The sequence below is a fragment of the Roseococcus pinisoli genome (assembly GCF_018413645.1).
Classification (GTDB): Bacteria; Pseudomonadota; Alphaproteobacteria; order Acetobacterales; family Acetobacteraceae; genus Roseococcus; species Roseococcus pinisoli.
In genome coordinates this window covers 1,206,321-1,224,036 of record NZ_JAHCDA010000002.1, presented here as the reverse complement: position 1 = coordinate 1,224,036, position 17,716 = coordinate 1,206,321, and the positions used below count along the sequence as shown (strand labels likewise).

Here is a 17,716-nt window from a genome sequence, read left to right as displayed (position 1 = left end):
GACGGACGGTGCCTTGGCTGGACCTTCTTCCCATGATGTCCGTTCACGTCCTGCTCGCGACCTACAATGGCGCGACCCACCTTCCGACGCAGCTCGAGAGCCTCGCCGCGCAAAGTGACGTGGACTGGCACCTGCTGTGGAGGGACGACGGATCTTTCGATACCACGCCTGCGATCCTGGAGAGCTTCGCCGCCGCCCATCCCGGCCGCGTGACCCACCTGGACGATCCGCGCGGGCGGCTCGGCGCCGGCGCCTCCTTCCTGGCGTTGCTCGCCGCCGCCCCGGCGGGTGCCTGCTACGCCTTCATGGACCAGGACGACGTCTGGCTTCCCGGCAAGCTCGCGCGCGCCGCGGTGCAGCTTGGGGAACGACCAACGATCGTCTGCTCGCGGCTACGTCTCGTGACGGCCGAGCTCGAGCCCATTGGCCTGTCGCCGCTGCCGGCGCGTGAACCGAGCTTTGCGACCTTGCTGGCGCACAACATCGCCGCCGGCTGCACCATGGTGATGAACGGCCCGGCCAGGGAACTGGCACTCGGCGCGCCGCTTCCGGAGCGAGGCTTTCACGATTGGTGGTGCGCCTTGCTGGTGACGGGCGGCGGCGGCCGCCTCGTCTTCGATCCCGAGCCGCTTATTCTTTACCGGCAGCACGGCGCCAACGTGATCGGAGGTGCATCCGGCTGGCGGCATCGGGCCCGTCGCGTGCTGTCGCGCGGGGCCGAGGGCTTCCTGGGGCCGCTGGCCGTTCACCTGAAGGCGCTGCGCCAGGCGCATCTGTCGCCGGAAGCCCGGCGGGTCGTGGAGGCGGCGGAGGGCCTGCGCGATGCCTCGCCCCTAAGGCGTCTGGCCGCGCTACGGCGATCGGGCCTCGCGCATCACGCGCGAGGGATGGGCGTCCTGCTCTGCGCCTGGGTGGCCTTTCGCCGGCTGAATTGAGCGGCCTGCTCGAAAGCGCAAGAAAGTTCGGTCTCCATCGCCTGGGCGGAGAAGCGCCCACGGATGAACCTCGCCTCGGCCTCCGATCGGAGCTTCCATTCCCTGTCGTCGGTAAGCAACCGCAGCACGGCGGCAGCGAAATCGTCCGCGCGATCTACGACGTCGACCGTCTGATCGAGACCGTCGAGCCCCTGGGCGCCCACGGTGGTGGTGACGAGGGGAACGCCCTGGTGCAACGCTTCCACAACCTTCATCTTGACCCCGGCGCCGTAGCGCAACGGGCAGACGATCACCCGCGCCGAGGCATAGCGGCGGGCGAGTTCCTCGTCCGACACAAAGCCCGTCACCTCGATGTTCCGGGAGGCTAGTGCCTGGACAGCGGGCGTCGGGTTCGAGCCTGCGAGGGTCAGGCGCGTAGCCGGCTGCGCCGCGAGAATGGCGGGGAGAATATCGCGCGCCAGCCAGAGGGCCGCATCCTCATTGGGGCTATGCCCGAAGCCGGCGACGAAAAGCAGGTCCTGCCTGCCCTCGGGAACAGGATCAGGCCGATCGAGCTCCGGAAGTGCGTAGGGGACGATGGCGCGGACGCGGGCGCCGGGCTCCAGCTCCCGCACCGCCCTGGCTTCTTCTTCCGAAGGGTAGAGAGACAGATCCGCATCGAGCCAGGCCCGGCGCTCCTCGGCCAGGAGCCGGGTCGCCTCCGCCTGGAGCGAAGCGTTGCCGGTCGCTTCCAGCTCGCGCTGGAAGCGCGCGTGGTGGAGGTCATGGCCGTAGAAGACGATCGCGGCCTCGGTATGTTGCCGGAGCAGGGCCAACGTCCCCGCCGCGACATGCGGACGAGAGACCAGGACTTCGTCGATCTCCGCGCCATTGGCGGCGATCCAGCGCGGGAACCTTCCCGACCAGGGACCGTAGAGGACTTCGATGCCCTTCTGCTGGAGCTCACGCGTATAGCCGGGCAGGGCCAGGCCGTTCAGCGGCCAGAACTTCACCACGCGACCGGAGGCGATCAGCGCCTCCATGAAAGCCACCATGGTGCGCGAGCCCGCATCGCGGTCGCGTTCCGGCACATTGTTGTCGATCACAAGGGTGATCCGGCGACGCGGGGCACGATCGCGCGCCCGCATGACGCGCTGACCGACGGGCAGGTGATCGCGCGCGAAGGTCTCCGCCCAGCGCTGCCGCAGCTTCTCCGAGTTGCTGAGCTGGTAGGCCTTGATGCCCTTGCTGGTATCGGTGCCGTGGGAGACGCCCTCATCGTGGATGATGGTGGCTTCCGGCTGATAAAGCACGGTCCGGCCCGCCGCGCGGAGGCGGAAGGCGAGGTCACTGTCCTCGCAATAGGCGGGGAGGTAGTGCTCATCGAAGCCACCCAACTCCCGCCAGAGCGAGGTGGGGATCATGATGGCGGCGCCCGAGATGTAGTCGGCCTCGCGCAGGTAGCTGTATTGCGGCTTCCTCGGATCGTCCCGATTTCCGTAATTCCAGGCCGAGCCGTCGTTCCAGATGATGCCACCTGCCTCCTGCAGCCATCCGTCCGGATAGAGCAGGCGGGCGCCGACCAGGCCGGCCTGTCGGTGGCTCGCGAAGGTGTCGAGCAGGGCGTCGAGCGCGCCGGGCATCACCTCGGTGTCGTTATTGAGCAGGAAAATATAATCGCCCCGCGCCTCGGCCGCCGCGGCGTTGCAGGAGCGCAGGAAGCCAAGGTTCTTCGACCGCTCGGTCAGGCGGATGCCCCGGACCTGCCGGAGTTCCGGCACGTGCGGATCTCCCGAGGCGTCGTCCACCACGAGGACCTCATAGGGCCGGCTGGGCGGATGGGAAGCCAACGTCGCCAGGCAGCGAAGGGTATGTGGCACCTGGCCATAGGTCGGGATGATCACCGACAGCAGCGGGGTCTCGGAAGTCGGCAAGGAAATGGTGGCCGGATCCGGCGTGGTGACCGCAGGGGGAAGCCCGAGCTGGTGGCGCAAGGCCCTGCGCAGCCCTAGCCTGAGCAGCAGCGAGGCCTCCATGAACTCCCATCGTGCCTGTATCGCACCACGCCGCTGCCTGAGCTGGGCCGGGAGTTGCCCGGTCAGCGTCCAGCCCAGAATCTTGCGCATCCGTCGGAATTGGCGGCCGACGAATTGAAAACGACGCGAAGGAAGGTCGGTTGGCATTGGGGGGCGGGACATCTCCAAAGTGGGCGGCTGCCGATCAGAATGAGCCCGGATAGGCACTGGAGGCAGGACATGCAAGCAGCCTTCGACGCGGGCACCGGCGCGGGAATTCTGTGTTCTGCGAGGCATTTCACGCCGCTTTCACCGGATTTGCCTGCTGTCCTCCGCCCAGAGGCCAACGCGTCCGAGGCTAAGGCAGATGGGCGTGAAAGGTTCAGTCCCGCCAGGGACGGCGCTGCCATTGCCTCTGCAGCGAGCTCAGTCCCGCGAGCATCCTCCGGCGATAGGCCGCCCCCACCATCGGCCGAAGCGGCAGCGCCTGTGTCCCGGCCTCCTGCACGAATTCGGCGTCGGCCAGCATGTCCTTCAGTGCCAGTTCCAGTTGCAGCGTCAATTCGGCCGGCAGCCCTGGCGGCCCGACGATTCCGTGCGATTCGCCGCCGAGCAGGTTGAAACCACCCTCGCGGAAGGTGGGCACATCGGCCGCGGCCGACCAACGCTCGGGCCCGGCCTGGCTCAGGCCCCGGATGCGTCCGCTGCGAAGCAGATGCAGGGCACTGCCGACGCTGAAGGCCGCGAGCGGGAGGGTGCCGGCCACGAGGTCGCGCTGGATGGACCTCGTCCGCGTATAGGGCACGTGCAGCAGCGTGACCTCGGCCGCATCCTCGAAGGCCATGAGGAGCAGGTGCTCGTCGCTGCCGATGCCGGGGGTGCCGACGCCGATCTCGCCCGGCGCGCCGCGGGCCGCCAGGCGGATGTCCTCGAGGCTGGTCCAGGGGCTGGCCGGCCTCACCCAGAAGCCGACGGCATCCTCCACGATATTCGCGAGGAAGGTGAAGGCCTCCGGATCGTAGCGCGTCGGCCGTTCGATCGCGATCGTCTGCAGCGCCGTGCCCGAGGCCATGCCGAGGGTGCGTCCGTCCGGCGCGGCGTTGAAGATCGCCTCGAAGCCGATCTGCCCGCCGGCACCGGGTCGGTTCACCGCCACGCAGCGGAGGCCTGGCAACTGCCGGGGCAGGTGCTGCGCCACCAGTCGCCCGGTCACGTCGAGAGGGCTGGCCGCCGGCGCGGGGATGATGATCTCGATCGGGCGGTCCAGCGGCCATGCCGCCCGGGCCAGGCCCGGCGCCGCCAGCGCGCCTCCCGCCAGCAGGAGGGCCCTGCGATGCGGCATGTCTTTCTCGCTCAATCCGCGTGCAGGGTGGATGGCGCAGCGGTTTTCGTCCAGCCTGGAGCGCATGCAGGAAAATCAGGCAACGCCATCGCTGGCGGAGGAATTCGGGGTCGAGGGCGAGTGGAGCATGGCCGTCCGCCATCGCATCCGCTGGGCGGAATGCGACCTCTACGGCCATGTGAACCACACCGCCTATCTCGTGATGTTCGAGGATCTGCGCGTGGCGCATTGGCGCTCGCTCGGGCAGGTGCTGCGGGCCGACCAGGCGGGGCCGGTCGTGGCGAAGCTGGAGGCCCGCTACGTCCGGGCACTGGCCTTCGAGGACGAGGTGCTGCTGACGCTGCGCGTGCCCGGCCTGCGCAACACGAGCTTCACGCACGACTACGCGGTCTGGAAGAACGGCCTCTGCTTCGAATGCAAGGCGCTGCTCGTCTGTGTGAAGGACGGCGTCAGCACGCCCATCCCGCCGGAAGCGCGGCGGCTCATGATCGAGCGCGACGGCGCGAAGCCGGCCTGAGCCTTCTGGCGACCGCTTTTAGGCCGCGTCCGCCGCGGCAAGCGCCGGGAAGGCCTCGCGGAAGACCAAGGGCAGGCGCCGCAGCAGGGTCGGCGCTTCCGGGTCGTCGTCGCGCAGCGCCTTGAGCACGCCACGAGCGGCGGCCACCAGCTCTGGCCTGTCGAGATGCCCGGCCGTGCCGACGACTGCCTGCATCGCTTCCAGCTGGGCCGCCTTGTCCATCCCCGAGGCGTCCAGCTGATCGAGGCGCCGCCGCAGCTCCGCCAGCAGGAGGGGGCGCAGCGCGCCCAACCCGTCCGGACCGGACGAATGCGGCGAGGCGGCACGGAGGATCTCCGCCAGGATGCCCAGGAGCTGGGGTCGCTGAACCGGCTTGCTGAGGTGGGCGACCATCCCGGCTGCCCGGCAGGCCGCCACATCCTCCGGAAACGCGCCGGCGGTGAGGGCGATGACGGGCATCTGCCCGATGCCGTCCGGCAGCGCGCGCAGCCGGCGCGTGGCCTCGATCCCGTCCATGCCGGGCATCATGACGTCCATGAGCAGGGCATCGAACGGCCGGCACGCCTGGGCGGCCCGGGCCACCGCCTCCAGCGCCGCGGCGCCGTCGCCTGCGGTCTCGAGCTCGAAGCCTGTGGGTGCCAGCAGCGCCTGCAGGACGGCGAGGTTGGCCGCGACGTCATCGACCGCGAGCAGGCGCAGGCGCCGCTCGGCGTCGAAAGGCGCGCTGGGGCTGCCATCCTCTGCGCCGTCCGCTTCCTCGGCGGCGAGGACCAGCGGCAGCTCGATCCAGAAGCAGGCCCCCGTGCCGCCGCGCGCGTCGGCATAGCCGATCCGGCCGCCCATCAGCGCCGTGAGCCGCGCCGTGATGGAAAGGCCGAGGCCGGTGCCCTCCGTCTGGTTGGGGGCCAGACGCGTGAAATCGGTGAAGAGGCGGCCACGCTCGGTCTCAGGCACACCCGGCCCCTGGTCGGCCACTTCGATGCGGAGCAGCGGCGGGCTGGAATGGACCGTGGCATCCAACCGCACCAGGCTGCCCGCTGGCGTGAACTTCACCGCATTGGCGAGCAGGTTCAGCACCATCTGCCGGATCCGCGTCGCATCGGCCTCGATCCACGCCGGCAGCCCCTCCGGCATGAAGCTCAGCTGGACGTCCTTGGCCTCGGCGAGCGGCTGGACCATCGCCAGCGCATCCTCGAGGACGGTCACGGGGGCCATCGGGCCGAGGTTCAGCTGGAGCTTGCCGGCCTCCATGGAAGCGAGGTCCAGGACCTCGTTGGCCAGGGCCAGGAGGTGCCGGGCGGTGGAGCCCACCAGCGTCACCTGCCGGCTCTGGGTGGCGGAGAGGCTGTCCGCTCCGCCCAGCCGTTCCGCCAGCCGCAGCAGCCCGGCGAGAGGCGTGCGGAGCTCGTGGCTGATATGGGCGAGGAGGCGGGACTTGGCGGCCGTGGCGCGATCCGCGCCGTCCCGGGCCTCGGCCAGCGCGGTCATCGTCTGCCGGGCCGCGGTGATCTCGGCGAGGATGACGACGATGCCGCCATCGGGCATGCGCTGCTGCGCGATGCGAAGCCAGCGCCCGTCGGAGAGCTCGCGCTCGAAGACGCCGCGGGGCAGCTTGTGGGACTGGAGCGCGCGGGCGACCCGCCGCTCGATCGAGACCGAGGAGCGGCTTCGGAAGAGGCCCCGCTGGATCCCGAAGCGGACCAGCTCCTCGAAGCGGAAGCCGGGCACCAGCACGTCGCCGCCCAGGCCCATGAGGGCCCGGTAGCGCGAGTTGCAGACGACCAGCCGGTCCTCGGCATCCCAGAGCACGAAGCCGTCGGGCAGCCTTTCCACCGCGTCGTTGAGGCGCCGGCTGGCGGCCTCCCGGTCCATCGCGGCCCGCTGGCGCGCGCTGAGGACCATGAAAAGCGCGGTCCCGAAGGCGGCGACCAGCGCCATGATGGCCACGGCGCCGGCGATCACGCGGCGACGGATCTGAAGCCAGTCGCCGATCGCCGCTTCCTCCGGCAGCACGGCGACGGTGATGAGGCCGGGATAGAAGATCGCCCGCGCCGTCGCGAAGACCATGCCCTCTCCCTGGCGGTCCCGGCTGCGGACCACGCTGCTCTGCCGCTCGATGAGGAGGGCGGGCTCGGCCAGACGCGTTCCTTCCAGCATCTCCTGGCCGGGGCCCGCGGCCAGCACCATCCCATCGATCCGCTCCAGCCGGATGCGCAGGGCCGAGGGATTGGCCATCGGCGCCAGGGCCGAGGTGATCAGCGCCGTCGGGATCTCCGCCGCGGCCAGGAGGTCGGGGCGGCCGGCGCCTGCCGGAATCCGCCGGATCATGACGAGCATCAGCTCGCCGCTCTGCGGATGCGGCACGGGGCCGAAGATCACCGCCGATTCCGTCCGGAAATCCGTCAGCAGCCGGTCGGCCGGGATGGAGATCGGCCGGTCGCGCCGGGCTTCCACCGCCGAGGCCCAGACGATGCCGTCCAGCCGGGCCAGGATGAGGTTGCGGTAGGTGAAGCTATGGACCGTCATCTCGCGCAGCACATGGCTGGTCGGCACGGCGTCCTCGCCGTCGAGAAAGCCCTGGCTGAGAAGTTCGCCCAGGCTGGCCAGCTGGCCCTCGACCTGGAGGAGGTGACGGTTGAGCAGGGATTCCGCGATATCGGCGGAGCGGGTGACGATGTCCTGCGCGGTGGCGACGGCGATCCCCTCGCCGCGAGAGAGGATGCGCCCGACAAGCAGCCCGATCGCCACCAGCACGACGGCCGTCGTGCCGAGAACGAGAACCTTCAGGCGAGCTTGATTCATCCCCGGAGCGCGCGTGGATGCCCCGTTCACGGATGCGCGGAACGGACTTCCAACCGGGGCGCCGATCGGACCTCGTCGCGCGGCGCGCCAGCCTGGGATTCACCCATTGTCATACACCCTTGGTACGGCAACGCGCGGCACCCCGCCGTTGCCGATCCGGCCTCTTCCCAGGACTTCTACTCTCTGGCCACCAGGGTGTCGCGGTCATTTTCACGCCTGGCGAGAAAAGGCGACCTCGGGATTTGATCAGGGTTTGATCAGGGTTCCCGCGCCCCCGACCGTGAACAATTCGCGAAGAACGGCATGCGGCACCCGGCCATCCAGGATGACCGCGCCCTTCACGCCCTGCTCGACCGCGTAGATGCAGGTCTCGACCTTGGGGATCATCCCGCCGGCGATCCAGCCGGCCGCGATGCCCGCGCGGGCCTCCGCCACCGTCATCTCCGTGATGAAGTTCTTGTCCGCATCCATCACGCCCGGCACGTCGGTCAGCATGAGCATGCGCTCGGCCGAGAGCGCGCCCGCGACCGCGCCGGCCACCGTGTCGGCATTGATGTTGTAGGTCTGGCCATCCTTGCCCACGCCCACGGGCGCGATCACCGGCACGATATCCGCGCCGATCAGGAGCTTCAGCACCTTGGTGTCGATACCCTCGGGCTCGCCCACCAGGCCGAGGTCCAGCACCTGCTCGATGTTGGAGCCGGGGTCCTTGATGGTGCGCGTGGCCTTGCGGGCACGGATCAGCCCGCCATCCTTGCCCGAGATGCCGACCGCCATGGCGCCCGCCCGGGTGATGGATTCGGCCACCTGCTTGTTGACCGTCCCCGCCAGGACCATCTCGACGACCTCGACCATCTGCTGGTCGGTGACGCGCAGGCCCTGCACGAAGGTGGACTTCACGCCGAGGCGTGAGAGCATCGCGTTGATCTGCGGCCCGCCGCCATGCACCACGACCGGGTTCACGCCGACCTGCTCAAGCAGGGCGATGTCGCGGCCGAAGCGGAGCGCCGTCTCCTCCTCGCCCATGGCGTGGCCGCCGTATTTCACCACCACGATCTGGTCGTCGTAGCGCTTGAGGTAGGGCAGAGCGCCGGTCAGCGTCTGCATCTGGGCGAGAGCGTCGTCCATCACATGTCCTTGGAAGCGTTGGACCGGCTATCGGATGCGCGTCGCGACGCGTCAACCCGGCCGCGGGGGCTCAGGCGACCAGCGCCGCCAGCTCCGCCCGCAGCTCCTCGATGCCGGCACCCGTCTCGCTGCTGGTCGTGACGACGAGGGGATGGCCCGCCGGATGCTTCCGGGCGAGCGCCTCGACCTCGGCCTGGCGCCGGGCCAGGGCACCCGGCTTCACGCCGTCGGCCTTGGTGATCACCAGCTGGAAGGCCACGGCCGCGCGGTCGAGCAGGTCCATGACGGCGGTGTCCGACGCCTTGGTCTCTACGCGCGCATCCATGAGCAGCAGCACGCGGCGCAGGTTCGGCCGGCCGCGCAGGAAGTCGAACATCAGCCCCTGCCAGTCCTCCTTCACCGCCTTCGACGCCTTGGCGTAGCCGTAGCCGGGCATGTCGACGAGGGTGAGGGGGCTCTCCTCGACTCGGAAGAAGTTGAGCTGCTTGGTCCGCCCCGGCGTCACCGAGACCCGGGCCAGGGAGTTCTGGCCCGTCAGCGCGTTCATGAGCGAGGACTTGCCCACATTCGACCGCCCGGCGAGCGCGACCTCGATCCCCTCGGGCGGGGGAAGGTGGTCGAGCCCCTGGGCGGCGGTGAAGAAGTCGCAGCGCCGCGCGAAGAGCAGGCGCCCCGCCTCGATCAGCGAAGCGCGCTCGGCCTCGTCGCGCGCCTCGCTCAGGCCTCCGGCGGGGAGGGTCACTTCTTCGCCGTGACCGCGCCGCCCTGGGCGGGCGGCTTCGGGTTGGCCTTGGCGACCCCGCGCATGATGTACCACTGCTGGGCCACCGAGAGCAGGTTGTTCCAGGACCAGTAGATCACCAGACCCGCCGGGAAGCTCGCGAGCATGAAGGTGAAGATGACGGGCATCCAGGCGAAGACCTTGGCCTGGATCGGATCCGGCGGCTGCGGATTCAGGCGCTGCTGCATGAACATCGTGATGCCCATGATCAGGGCCCAGGCCGGCAGGTGCAGGAAGGTCGGCGGGGTGAAGGCGAAGAGCCCGAAGAGGTTGAACAGGTTCGTCGGGTCAGGCGCCGAAAGGTCGCGGATCCAGCCGAAGAAGGGCGCGTGCCGCATCTCGATGGTGACCAGCAGCACCTTGTACAGCGCGAAGAAGACGGGGATCTGCAGCAGGATCGGCAGGCAGCCCGAGGCGGGGTTGACCTTCTCCGACTTGTACAGGGCCATCATCTCGGCCTGCATCTTCTGCGGCTCGTCCTTATAGCGCTCCCGCACCTCGGTCATCTTCGGCGCGAGCACGCGCATCCGGCTCATGCTCTTGTAGGCTTTGTTGGCCAGCGGGAAGAAGGCGATCTTCAGCGCCAGCGTGAAGAGCAGGATGGCGATGCCGAAGTTGCCGGTGAAGTGGAACAGCCAGTCGATCGCGTAGAAGAACGGCTTGGTGATGAAGTAGAACCAGCCGAAGTCGATCGCCTTGTCGAAGTTCTGGATGTGCAGGTTGTCGCGGTAGCGGTCGAGCAGGCGCACTTCCTTGGCGCCGGCGAAGAGACGCGTCGCGAGGTTGGCGGTGGCGCCCGGGGCCACGGTCACGGCCGCCGGCGGCGCCACGTCCACCTGCCAGCGGTCGGCCGTGCCGTCGACGATGTGGCGGAAGGCGCTGCGCAGCGCCACGCCGTCATCGGCGCGGGTCAGCGCCGTCAGCCAGTACTTGTCGGAAAGGCCGGCCCAGCCCTGCGTGGCGTCGTTGTCCCAGGCCGAACCCTGCGCGCGGCGCTCGCCCGTCTGGGCCTTCTTGCCGTCGGCATAGGTGATCTCGACGAGGCGGCCGTCCTGCACGGCGATGAAGCCCTCATGCAGGATGTAGAAGCCGGCCAGCGGCGGCGTGTGCTCGCGGCGGATGCGGCCCCAGGGCAGGACCGTGATGGCCTCGGCGGCGTTGTTCCGGACCCGCTGGTCGACATGGAACATGTAGTCGGTGTCGAGCGAGACCACGGCCTCGAAGACCTGGCCCTGGCCGTTGTCCCAGCTGAGCGTGACAGGCGTCGTGGCCGAGAGGGGGCCGCCGGTCACGGTCCAGTCGGTGTCGTTGTCGGGCACGCGGGTGCGGCCGTCGGCGGCCGTCCAGCCCCACTGGGCGAAGTAGCCATCGGGCGAGCCGCGCGGCGCGAGCAGCGTCACCAGCGGCGAGTTCGGCTGGATGGTCTCGCGGTAGTCCGTGAGGGTCAGGTGCTCGAGCGTCAGGCCACGCGCGGAGAGGCGGCCCTCCACGCGGCCGTTGTTCACCGTGATGATCTGGGCCGGGGTGGCCGGCGCCGCGGCCGAGACGTCGGTGCCGGGCGTACCGCCGGGCCGGCTGGGCGTCACGGGGGCCGGGACCGCGGCCGTGCTTCCGGCGGCGGGCGCCTCGGTCGTGACGGCGGGCGGCGGCGCGGGGTTATGCGCCTTGTTCCAAACCTCGAAGGTCAAGAGGATGCCGATGGAAATCGCGATCGCCGCGATGAGGCGCTTCTGGTCCATGGGTCTCGATCAGATCTCGGGGCTGGTGCGCGCCAGGCTGGGCGCGTCCTGCGTCGGGGAAGGCCGCGCCGGAGAGGGCGACCTGGGCGAGGGCGGCACCGGGTCGTAGCCACCGGCATGCCAGGGATTGCAGCGAAGAATGCGCCGCGTGGAGAGCCACGAGCCGCGCAACGCCCCGTGCGCGGTCAGCGCTTCGAGCGCGTAGTCCGAGCAGGAGGGGTAGAAGCGGCAGTTGCAGCCGATCAGCGGCCGCAGCGTCCATTGATAGGCGACCACCGCGCCCTTGAGGGCCGCGCCGGCGGGGCTCATGTCCCGTCGCCTGTCGGCCGCGGCACGCCCGCCTTTTTCATCGCCCCGTCGAGGTCGGCGAGGAGGCGGGGGAAGGGGCAGCTTCCGGTGGCGTCGCGCGCGATCAGCACCAGGTTCCACCCGGCGGGCGGCGCCGCGCCGAGCGACAGGCGCGCGGCCGCGCGTAGGCGCCGTTTCGCGCGGTTGCGCGCCACGGCGTTGCCGATCTTCTTGGTCGCGGTGAAGCCAATGCGCGTCTCGTCGTCAGGACGCGCCAGGGCCTGCAGCACCAACGAATCGCGGGCCGCACGGCGGCCCGCCTTCGCGGTCTTCACGAATTCCGCACGGCGCTTGAGGCGACCGAGCATGGCTGGTCCTCCTTACCGCGCCGCGATCGCGGAAGAATCAGGCGGAGAGCTTCGCCCGGCCCTTGGAGCGGCGGTTGGCGAGCACCTTGCGGCCACCGACCGTGGCCGTGCGGGCGCGGAAACCGTGCCGGCGCTTCCGGACGAGCTTGGAGGGCTGATAGGTGCGCTTCACGGCAGGCTCCTGGGAGTAACACTTTAATGGCAGGTGCCGGCGGTGGGTGACCCACCCCGGCGGTGTCGGGCTGTATAGGGAGGCGGAAGGGGAGGGTCAACCTCGCACGCTTCGCCGCCGTCCAAGCCGTCAAAGACAGCACGCGTGTGACAGACGAGACGGACCATACCACGGATCGCGTGCTACCCGATGGCCGATGGCCAGTTCCTCCATGCCTGTTCCGCCGCCGGACTCCGTCGCGGCGCTCCTGCCTCTGTTGATGGAAGGCCTGGGCGGCGCGGTGGCTCTGCATGACGCGGCGCTGAATCGCCGCTGGGCCGCGGGCCCCCTCGACGAATGGCTCGGCCTTCCGGCGCCGCTGACGGCCGCCGGAACCCCGCTGGCCGAGCAGATCGCGGCCCTGGAGGCGGCACGGCTGCTGCGGCCGGACGAGGCTGCCGGCCTGCTCGCGGCCTTTTCCGAATCCGGCCGCCGGAGCTTCGCCTGGCAGTCTCCGGACGGGCGCGGATTCGAGCTCACCCTCATGGACGCGCCCTGCGGGGGGCGACTCGCCCTTTGCCGCGACGTCACCGCCCTGCGCCAGCGCGAGGCCGAGCTGGAGGCCGAGCGCACCCTGCTGCGCGAGGTCATCGACAGCAGCGACGCCCTGATCGCCCTCTTCGACGCCGGCGGGACGGTGCTGCTGACCAATGACCGCCACCGGGACCTCATGGGGCTGCCGCGCGAGCTGATGGAACCCGGCGGCTCCTTCCTCGGCGCCATGGAGTGGATGAGCCAGCACGGCTTCGGCCAGGCCGGGGAGGTGGGCGGCGAGATCCGTGACCGGCTGACCCGGATCTATTCGGGCGAGGTCACCCGCTTCAGCCGGCAGATGCAGGATGGCCGCTGGCTGGAATTCGCCTATCGGGTGATTTCGGGCGGCCGCATGATCGGCCAGGCGCGCGACATCACGCAGCTGAAGCAGCGCGAGGCGGAGCTCGAGGTCGAGCGCACCCTGCTTCGGGAAGTGCTGGACAGCTCCGACGCGCTGGTCACGCTCTTCGATGCGGAGGCGAAGGTCATCCTGGCGAATGGCCGCCACCAGGAGCTGCTGGGCGTGCCGCAGGAGCTCTATGCCCCCGGGGCGGATCTCGCCGAGGGCCTGCGCTGGCTGGTCCGGCGCGGCGATTTCGGCCCGCCGGAGGATGAGGAGGCGCTGGTGCGCGCGCAGCGGGAGCGGATCTTCGCCGCCGTCGAAGCCGGCGGGACGGCGCGCTGCGCCCGTCACATGCCGGATGGCCGCTGGGTCGAGTTCAGCCATACCCTGCTCTCGGGCCGCCGGCTCATCAGCCAGGCGCGGGACGTGACGCCCCTGAAGTCGAGCGAGCAGGCCGCCCTGGCGGCCCAGGCCGAGGCCGAGGCCGCGCGGGACGCCGCCGAGGCCGCGGCCCAGGCCAAGTCGGCCTTCCTCGCGGCCATGAGCCACGAGATCCGCACCCCCATGAACGGCGTGCTTGGCATGCTGGAGCTGCTGGAGCGTTCGGAGCTGGGCACGGACCAGGCCCGCAGCGTCGTCGTGATGCGGGACAGCGCACAGTCCCTGCTGCGCATCATCGACGACGTCCTCGACTTCTCGAAGATCGAGGCGGGGCGCATGGAGGTGGAGGCGCTGCCCTTCAGCCTCCGCAGCCTGATCGAGGGCACGGTCGAGACGCTCATGCCCCAGGCGCGCCAGCGCGGCCTCACCCTCTTCGCCGACCCCGCCGATCCGGGCCCCGACTGGCTGGAGGGCGACCCGACGCGGGTGCGGCAGATCCTCTTCAACCTCATCGGCAATGCGCTGAAGTTCACCGAGCGCGGCTTCGTCCGTCTCGCGGCCCAGACCCGCCTGGAGGAGGGCGTGGTGTCGGTCCGCCTCATCGTGGAGGACAGCGGCGTCGGCATGGATGCGGAGACGCTGGCGAGGCTCTTCCGGCCCTTCACCCAGGCCGACAGCTCGACGACCCGCCGCTTCGGCGGCACGGGCCTCGGCCTCTCGATCGTGCGCCGCCTCACCGAGCTCATGGATGGCGAGGTGCGGGCCGAGAGCCTGCCGGGCCGGGGCAGCCGCTTCCTCGTGACGCTGCGGCTGGCCCCCGCCGTCGCGCCCGCGGCGACCCGCGCCGTGGCCGAGGCGCCCGCTGCCGCGCCCGGCAGCGCGCCGCCGGGCCGCGTCCTGGTGGTGGACGACCATCCGGTGAACCGCGAGGTCATCACCCGGCAGCTAGAGCTCCTGGGCATCCCGGCCGTGACGATGAATGACGGGGCGCAGGGTCTCGCGCATTGGCGGCAGCATCGACCCCCGGTGGTGCTGCTGGACATCCACATGCCGCAGATGGACGGCTTCGAGCTGGCGCGGGCCATCCGGCAGGAGGAGCAGTCCCAGCGCCTGCCGCGCACCACCCTCATCGCGGTGACGGCCAATGCGCTGAAGGGCGAGGCGGAGAGGTGCTACGCCGCCGGCATGGACGGCTTCGTCGCCAAGCCGGTGACGCTGGTCGGCCTGTCCCGCGCACTCGGGCGCTTCATGCCGGGGCTGGCGCGCGAGGGCGCCCCCGCGGGCGGCGCGCTCTTCGATCCCGATGCCCTGCGCGGCCTCTTCGGGCAGGATCGGGAGCGGCTGCTGGGCATCCTGGAAAGCTTCGCCGAGCAGGCGGCGCAGGATATCGACCGCCTGAAAGCCTCCGAAGGTCCGAAGCTCGCGGAGGCAGCGCACCGCCTCAAGGGCTCGGCGCGGATGGTGGGGGCGCGTCTGCTGGCCGAGGCGGCGCAGGCCATCGAGGAGGCGGCGCGGGCCAGCGACGCCATCGGCGTGGAAGCCTCGCGCGGGCAGCTGGACAAGCTGCTGGTCGACACGCTGGCGGTGGCGAGGCCGGCGCTGGGGACCGCCGCCGCCTGACTCAATCCCCCGCGGAGACGCGTTCGCACAAGGCCCGCAAGGTCTGCAGGGCGGCGTCGACCGGGATGCCATATTGGGCGGCGGCCTGCCGTGCCGCCGCGTGATGCTCGGGCAGGAGGAGGCCGTTCTTCACCGGCGGCAGGCCGAGCACCTTCAGCTCGCTCATCCCGTCCAGCAGCTTCATGATCTTCACGAAGCGGTCCTTCTCGGCCGTGCCGATCTGGCGCTCCCAGGCCCGGCCGTGATCCCGGTTGATCTCGCCCCGGACCAGGAACATCCGGACCAGGCCGTAGCCGTACCGCCGGGCCCTGGCCCGGTTGTACATGTGGTCGACGTCGTAGCCGGAGTTGGTGAGCGTCGTGGCCGTGCCCCAATGCTCAGTCAGGAAGCGGCCGAAGAGGTCGCGATAGCCGCTGGCGGCCGGATCCATCCACAGCACCGCGCCGGCGGGGCCACTCTGCACATAGGCCTGTCCGCTCCCGCCATAGGACGTGAAGGTGACGTCGGGCTGCGTCCTGTAGCGCCAGAAGGTCTTCAGGATGTCGAGGTTCAGGGCCGCGACGATGACGGGAATCCGCCCGAGATGCGCGCTTTCGGCGACCAGGCCGGCCTGGAGGCGCGACAGAACGGGTGAGAAGGGATCCTGGACCATGCCGGATCGAACCCAGGAAGCCGCGGACCGGTCAACGTTAATTGCATGAAAATGGCGGGCTTCAAGGCCGCGCCCGCTTTCGGCTTGATTGAGCGGCGGCCGATTGTCGGCTATGGCAGCGCAACAAAATGCGGAATGGTGGCACGAATGGAGAAGGTTCTCGCCGGGCAGTCGGCGTTGGTCACCGGTTCGACGTCGGGCATCGGCCTAGGCATCGCCAGGATCTACGCCGAGGCCGGCGCGCAGGTCATGCTCAACGGCTTCGGCAAGCCTGACGAGATCGCCACCGCCCGCCGCGAGATCGGCGCCCTCATGGGCGTGGCCGAGGCGCCCTACAGCGCCGCCGACATGTCCAAGCCCGACCAGGTGCGCGGCATGGTCGCCGAGGCCGAGAAGGCCTTCGGCAAGCTCGACATCCTGGTGAACAACGCCGGCATCCAGTTCGTCTCGCCCGTGCAGGATTTTCCCGCCGAGAAGTGGGACGCGATCATCGCCATCAACCTCAGCAGCAACTTCCACGCGATCGCCGCCGCCCTGCCGGGCATGCTGGCGCGGGGCCACGGACGCATCATCAACGTCGCCAGCGCCCACGGCCTGGTCGCGAGCCCCTACAAGACGGCCTATGTCGCGGCCAAGCATGGCGTGGTGGGGCTGACCAAGTCCGTCGCGCTCGAGATCGCGCAGTCGCCGGTCACCTGCAACGCCATCTGCCCGGGTTTCGTGCGCACGCCGCTCGCCGAGGCGCAGGTGAAGCCGCTCGCGGAGAAGTTCGGCGTGAGCGAGGAGGTCGCGCTGAAGGACCGCCTGCTGGAGAAGCAGCCCTCCAAGCGCTGGATCGAGGTCGAGGAGGTGGCGCGCATGGCGCTCTACCTGGTGGGCCCTGGCTCGGGCGGCGTGAACGGCTCGGCGCTGTCCATCGACGGCGGCTGGCTCGCCGCCTGATGGACATCATGCAGCCGGCCGAGCTGCCGGCCCCCGTCGTCGCCCAGCCCGTCCGGCGGCGCGTTAACCTGGCGCTGCAGGGGGGAGGGACGCACGGCGCCTTCACCTGGGGCGCGCTGGACCGCCTGCTGGAGGATGACCGCGTCGAGTTCGACGGGCTTTCCGGCACCTCCGCCGGAGCCATCAACGGCGCCATCCTGGCGCTGGGCCTGCTCGAGAACGGGCGCGAGGGCGCCAAGGCCGCGCTGGACCGCTTCTGGCGCGCGCTGGGCACGAAATTCGCCGTCTCGCCGCTGCGCGCCCATCCGATGGAAAAGGCGCTCTGGGGCTGGGACCTGACCTATAGCGTTGCCTACAACGCCTTCGACACGATGACGCGGGTGCTGAGCCCCTATCAGCTCAACCCCTTCTCGATGGAGTTCAACCCACTCCGCAAGGCGCTGAACGAGAGCCTCGACCTCGAGCGGCTGCGGGAGGACAAGACCGCCATCCGCCTCTTCATCTCGGCCACCAACGTCCGCACCGGCAAGCCCAAGGTCTTCCGGCGCGAGGAGATCACGGTGGACGCGCTGCTGGCCTCGGCCTGTCTGCCGAACGTGTTCAAGGCGGTGGAGATCGATGGCGAGGCCTATTGGGATGGCGGTTATCTGGGCAATCCCGCGCTCTGGCCGCTCTATCATGAGCGCATGGCGGCCGACATCGTGCTGGTGCAACTGAACCCGCTGCTGCGGCCCGAGCTGCCCACCTCGACCAGCGACATCATGAACCGGCTGAACGAGATCAGCTTCAACGCCTCGCTGATGAGCGAGATGCGCGCGATCGACTTCGTGCAGCGCATGCTGGATTCGGGCCGGCTGGAGCAGCCGCGCTACCGCCGCATCTTCCTCCACAGCATCGAGGACGAGGAGCGGATGCGGGCCTTCAAGCTCAGCACCAAGTTCAACGGCGACTGGGATTTCCTCACCACGCTGCGCGACTACGGGCGCGAGGCCGCCGACCGGTTCCTGCGGGAAAGCTTCGACAAGGTGGGGCGTGAGAGCACGCTGGATATCGAGCGGTATCTCTAGACCGTCACGCGGTCAGGCTTCTCCGGATCGCGTGAGCACGTCCGGCAAATCACGCCAGGGCCGGCGGCGCTT

The 17,716-nt window shown here is 69.9% G+C and carries 15 protein-coding genes; 5 read left to right on the top strand and 10 right to left on the bottom strand.

What is annotated here, in order from left to right:
• Positions 1 to 32 precede the first annotated feature (32 nt).
• Positions 33 to 935: a glycosyltransferase gene (locus KHU32_RS14320; protein ID WP_213670756.1), complete on the top strand. Its 903-nt coding sequence runs from the start codon at positions 33 to 35 to the stop codon at positions 933 to 935.
• On the opposite strand, the gene KHU32_RS14315 is transcribed toward KHU32_RS14320, so the two are convergent.
• Together KHU32_RS14315 and KHU32_RS14310 are read right to left on the bottom strand one after the other, a co-directional pair.
• A complete protein-coding gene (locus tag KHU32_RS14315; protein WP_213670755.1) occupies positions 875 to 3,040 on the bottom strand; it encodes a glycosyltransferase in 2,166 nt (721 codons plus the stop codon). The genes KHU32_RS14320 and KHU32_RS14315 overlap by 61 nt on opposite strands.
• A gap of 271 nt (positions 3,041 to 3,311) precedes the next feature.
• On the bottom strand, positions 3,312 to 4,271 hold the full coding sequence (locus KHU32_RS14310) for a tripartite tricarboxylate transporter substrate binding protein (protein ID WP_213670754.1): 960 nt from the start codon (positions 4,269 to 4,271) through the stop codon (positions 3,312 to 3,314).
• Here KHU32_RS14310 and KHU32_RS14305 point away from each other — a divergent pair.
• The gene (locus tag KHU32_RS14305) at positions 4,270 to 4,788 is read left to right on the top strand and encodes an acyl-CoA thioesterase (protein WP_213670753.1); all 519 of its coding nucleotides are present in this window, start codon (positions 4,270 to 4,272) and stop codon (positions 4,786 to 4,788) included. The two genes, KHU32_RS14310 and KHU32_RS14305, sit on opposite strands and share 2 nt — an antisense overlap.
• An 18-nt stretch (positions 4,789 to 4,806) precedes the next feature.
• On the opposite strand, the gene KHU32_RS14300 is transcribed toward KHU32_RS14305, so the two are convergent.
• The 7 genes from KHU32_RS14300 to rpmH form a co-directional block, all read right to left on the bottom strand.
• On the bottom strand, positions 4,807 to 7,590 hold the full coding sequence (locus KHU32_RS14300; RefSeq protein ID WP_213670752.1) for a hybrid sensor histidine kinase/response regulator: 2,784 nt from the start codon (positions 7,588 to 7,590) through the stop codon (positions 4,807 to 4,809).
• A gap of 246 nt (positions 7,591 to 7,836) precedes the next feature.
• A complete protein-coding gene (gene argB / locus KHU32_RS14295; protein ID WP_213670751.1) occupies positions 7,837 to 8,718 on the bottom strand; it encodes an acetylglutamate kinase in 882 nt (293 codons plus the stop codon).
• A 70-nt stretch (positions 8,719 to 8,788) separates the two neighbouring features.
• Positions 8,789 to 9,460 carry a ribosome biogenesis GTP-binding protein YihA/YsxC gene (gene yihA, locus KHU32_RS14290; RefSeq protein WP_213670750.1) on the bottom strand — a complete coding sequence of 224 codons (672 nt, stop codon included), beginning with the start codon at positions 9,458 to 9,460 and terminating at the stop codon, positions 8,789 to 8,791.
• Complete coding sequence (yidC, locus tag KHU32_RS14285; protein WP_213670749.1) at positions 9,457 to 11,238, bottom strand: membrane protein insertase YidC; 1,782 nt, start codon at positions 11,236 to 11,238, stop codon at positions 9,457 to 9,459. Before yidC ends, yihA begins: the two co-directional genes overlap by 4 nt.
• Before the next feature lie 9 nt (positions 11,239 to 11,247).
• A complete protein-coding gene (yidD, locus tag KHU32_RS14280; RefSeq protein WP_213670748.1) occupies positions 11,248 to 11,547 on the bottom strand; it encodes a membrane protein insertion efficiency factor YidD in 300 nt (99 codons plus the stop codon).
• Positions 11,544 to 11,894, bottom strand: coding sequence for a ribonuclease P protein component (gene rnpA / locus KHU32_RS14275; protein ID WP_213670747.1), 351 nt, complete (start codon positions 11,892 to 11,894; stop codon positions 11,544 to 11,546). The genes yidD and rnpA overlap by 4 nt, the downstream gene beginning before the upstream one ends.
• Positions 11,895 to 11,931: 37 nt before the next feature.
• A complete protein-coding gene (rpmH, locus tag KHU32_RS14270) occupies positions 11,932 to 12,066 on the bottom strand; it encodes a 50S ribosomal protein L34 (protein ID WP_131547129.1) in 135 nt (44 codons plus the stop codon).
• Positions 12,067 to 12,277: 211 nt separating this feature from the next.
• Between rpmH and KHU32_RS14265 the strand changes: the two genes are divergently transcribed.
• Positions 12,278 to 14,983 carry a PAS-domain containing protein gene (locus tag KHU32_RS14265; protein ID WP_213670746.1) on the top strand — a complete coding sequence of 902 codons (2,706 nt, stop codon included), beginning with the start codon at positions 12,278 to 12,280 and terminating at the stop codon, positions 14,981 to 14,983.
• A 1-nt stretch (position 14,984) separates the two neighbouring features.
• Here KHU32_RS14265 and KHU32_RS14260 read toward each other — a convergent pair whose 3' ends face one another.
• Positions 14,985 to 15,635, bottom strand: a complete 651-nt coding sequence (locus KHU32_RS14260) for a hypothetical protein (protein WP_213670745.1) — start codon at positions 15,633 to 15,635, stop codon at positions 14,985 to 14,987.
• A gap of 147 nt (positions 15,636 to 15,782) precedes the next feature.
• On the opposite strand from KHU32_RS14260, the gene KHU32_RS14255 reads away from it, so the two are divergent.
• Both KHU32_RS14255 and KHU32_RS14250 read left to right on the top strand, forming a co-directional pair.
• Positions 15,783 to 16,577: a 3-hydroxybutyrate dehydrogenase gene (locus KHU32_RS14255; protein ID WP_213670744.1), complete on the top strand. Its 795-nt coding sequence runs from the start codon at positions 15,783 to 15,785 to the stop codon at positions 16,575 to 16,577.
• Complete coding sequence (locus KHU32_RS14250; protein WP_249681043.1) at positions 16,577 to 17,644, top strand: patatin-like phospholipase family protein; 1,068 nt, start codon at positions 16,577 to 16,579, stop codon at positions 17,642 to 17,644. The genes KHU32_RS14255 and KHU32_RS14250 overlap by 1 nt, the downstream gene beginning before the upstream one ends.
• Positions 17,645 to 17,716: the final 72 nt, after the last annotated feature.

Excerpts from the sequence above, each read along its gene's own strand:
- KHU32_RS14320 (WP_213670756.1), top strand. The coding sequence starts at position 33 with ATGATGTCCGTTCACGTCCTGCTCGCGACCTACAATGGCGCGACCCAC.
- KHU32_RS14315 (WP_213670755.1), bottom strand. The coding sequence starts at position 3,040 with ATGCGCAAGATTCTGGGCTGGACGCTGACCGGGCAACTCCCGGCCCAG.
- KHU32_RS14305 (WP_213670753.1), top strand. The coding sequence starts at position 4,270 with ATGTCTTTCTCGCTCAATCCGCGTGCAGGGTGGATGGCGCAGCGGTTT.
- KHU32_RS14310 (WP_213670754.1), bottom strand. The coding sequence starts at position 4,271 with ATGCCGCATCGCAGGGCCCTCCTGCTGGCGGGAGGCGCGCTGGCGGCG.
- KHU32_RS14300 (WP_213670752.1), bottom strand. The coding sequence starts at position 7,590 with ATGAATCAAGCTCGCCTGAAGGTTCTCGTTCTCGGCACGACGGCCGTC.
- argB (WP_213670751.1), bottom strand. The coding sequence starts at position 8,718 with ATGGACGACGCTCTCGCCCAGATGCAGACGCTGACCGGCGCTCTGCCC.
- yidC (WP_213670749.1), bottom strand. The coding sequence starts at position 11,238 with ATGGACCAGAAGCGCCTCATCGCGGCGATCGCGATTTCCATCGGCATC.
- yidD (WP_213670748.1), bottom strand. The coding sequence starts at position 11,547 with ATGAGCCCCGCCGGCGCGGCCCTCAAGGGCGCGGTGGTCGCCTATCAA.
- rnpA (WP_213670747.1), bottom strand. The coding sequence starts at position 11,894 with ATGCTCGGTCGCCTCAAGCGCCGTGCGGAATTCGTGAAGACCGCGAAG.
- KHU32_RS14265 (WP_213670746.1), top strand. The coding sequence starts at position 12,278 with ATGCCTGTTCCGCCGCCGGACTCCGTCGCGGCGCTCCTGCCTCTGTTG.
- KHU32_RS14260 (WP_213670745.1), bottom strand. The coding sequence starts at position 15,635 with ATGGTCCAGGATCCCTTCTCACCCGTTCTGTCGCGCCTCCAGGCCGGC.
- KHU32_RS14255 (WP_213670744.1), top strand. The coding sequence starts at position 15,783 with ATGGAGAAGGTTCTCGCCGGGCAGTCGGCGTTGGTCACCGGTTCGACG.
- KHU32_RS14250 (WP_249681043.1), top strand. The coding sequence starts at position 16,577 with ATGGACATCATGCAGCCGGCCGAGCTGCCGGCCCCCGTCGTCGCCCAG.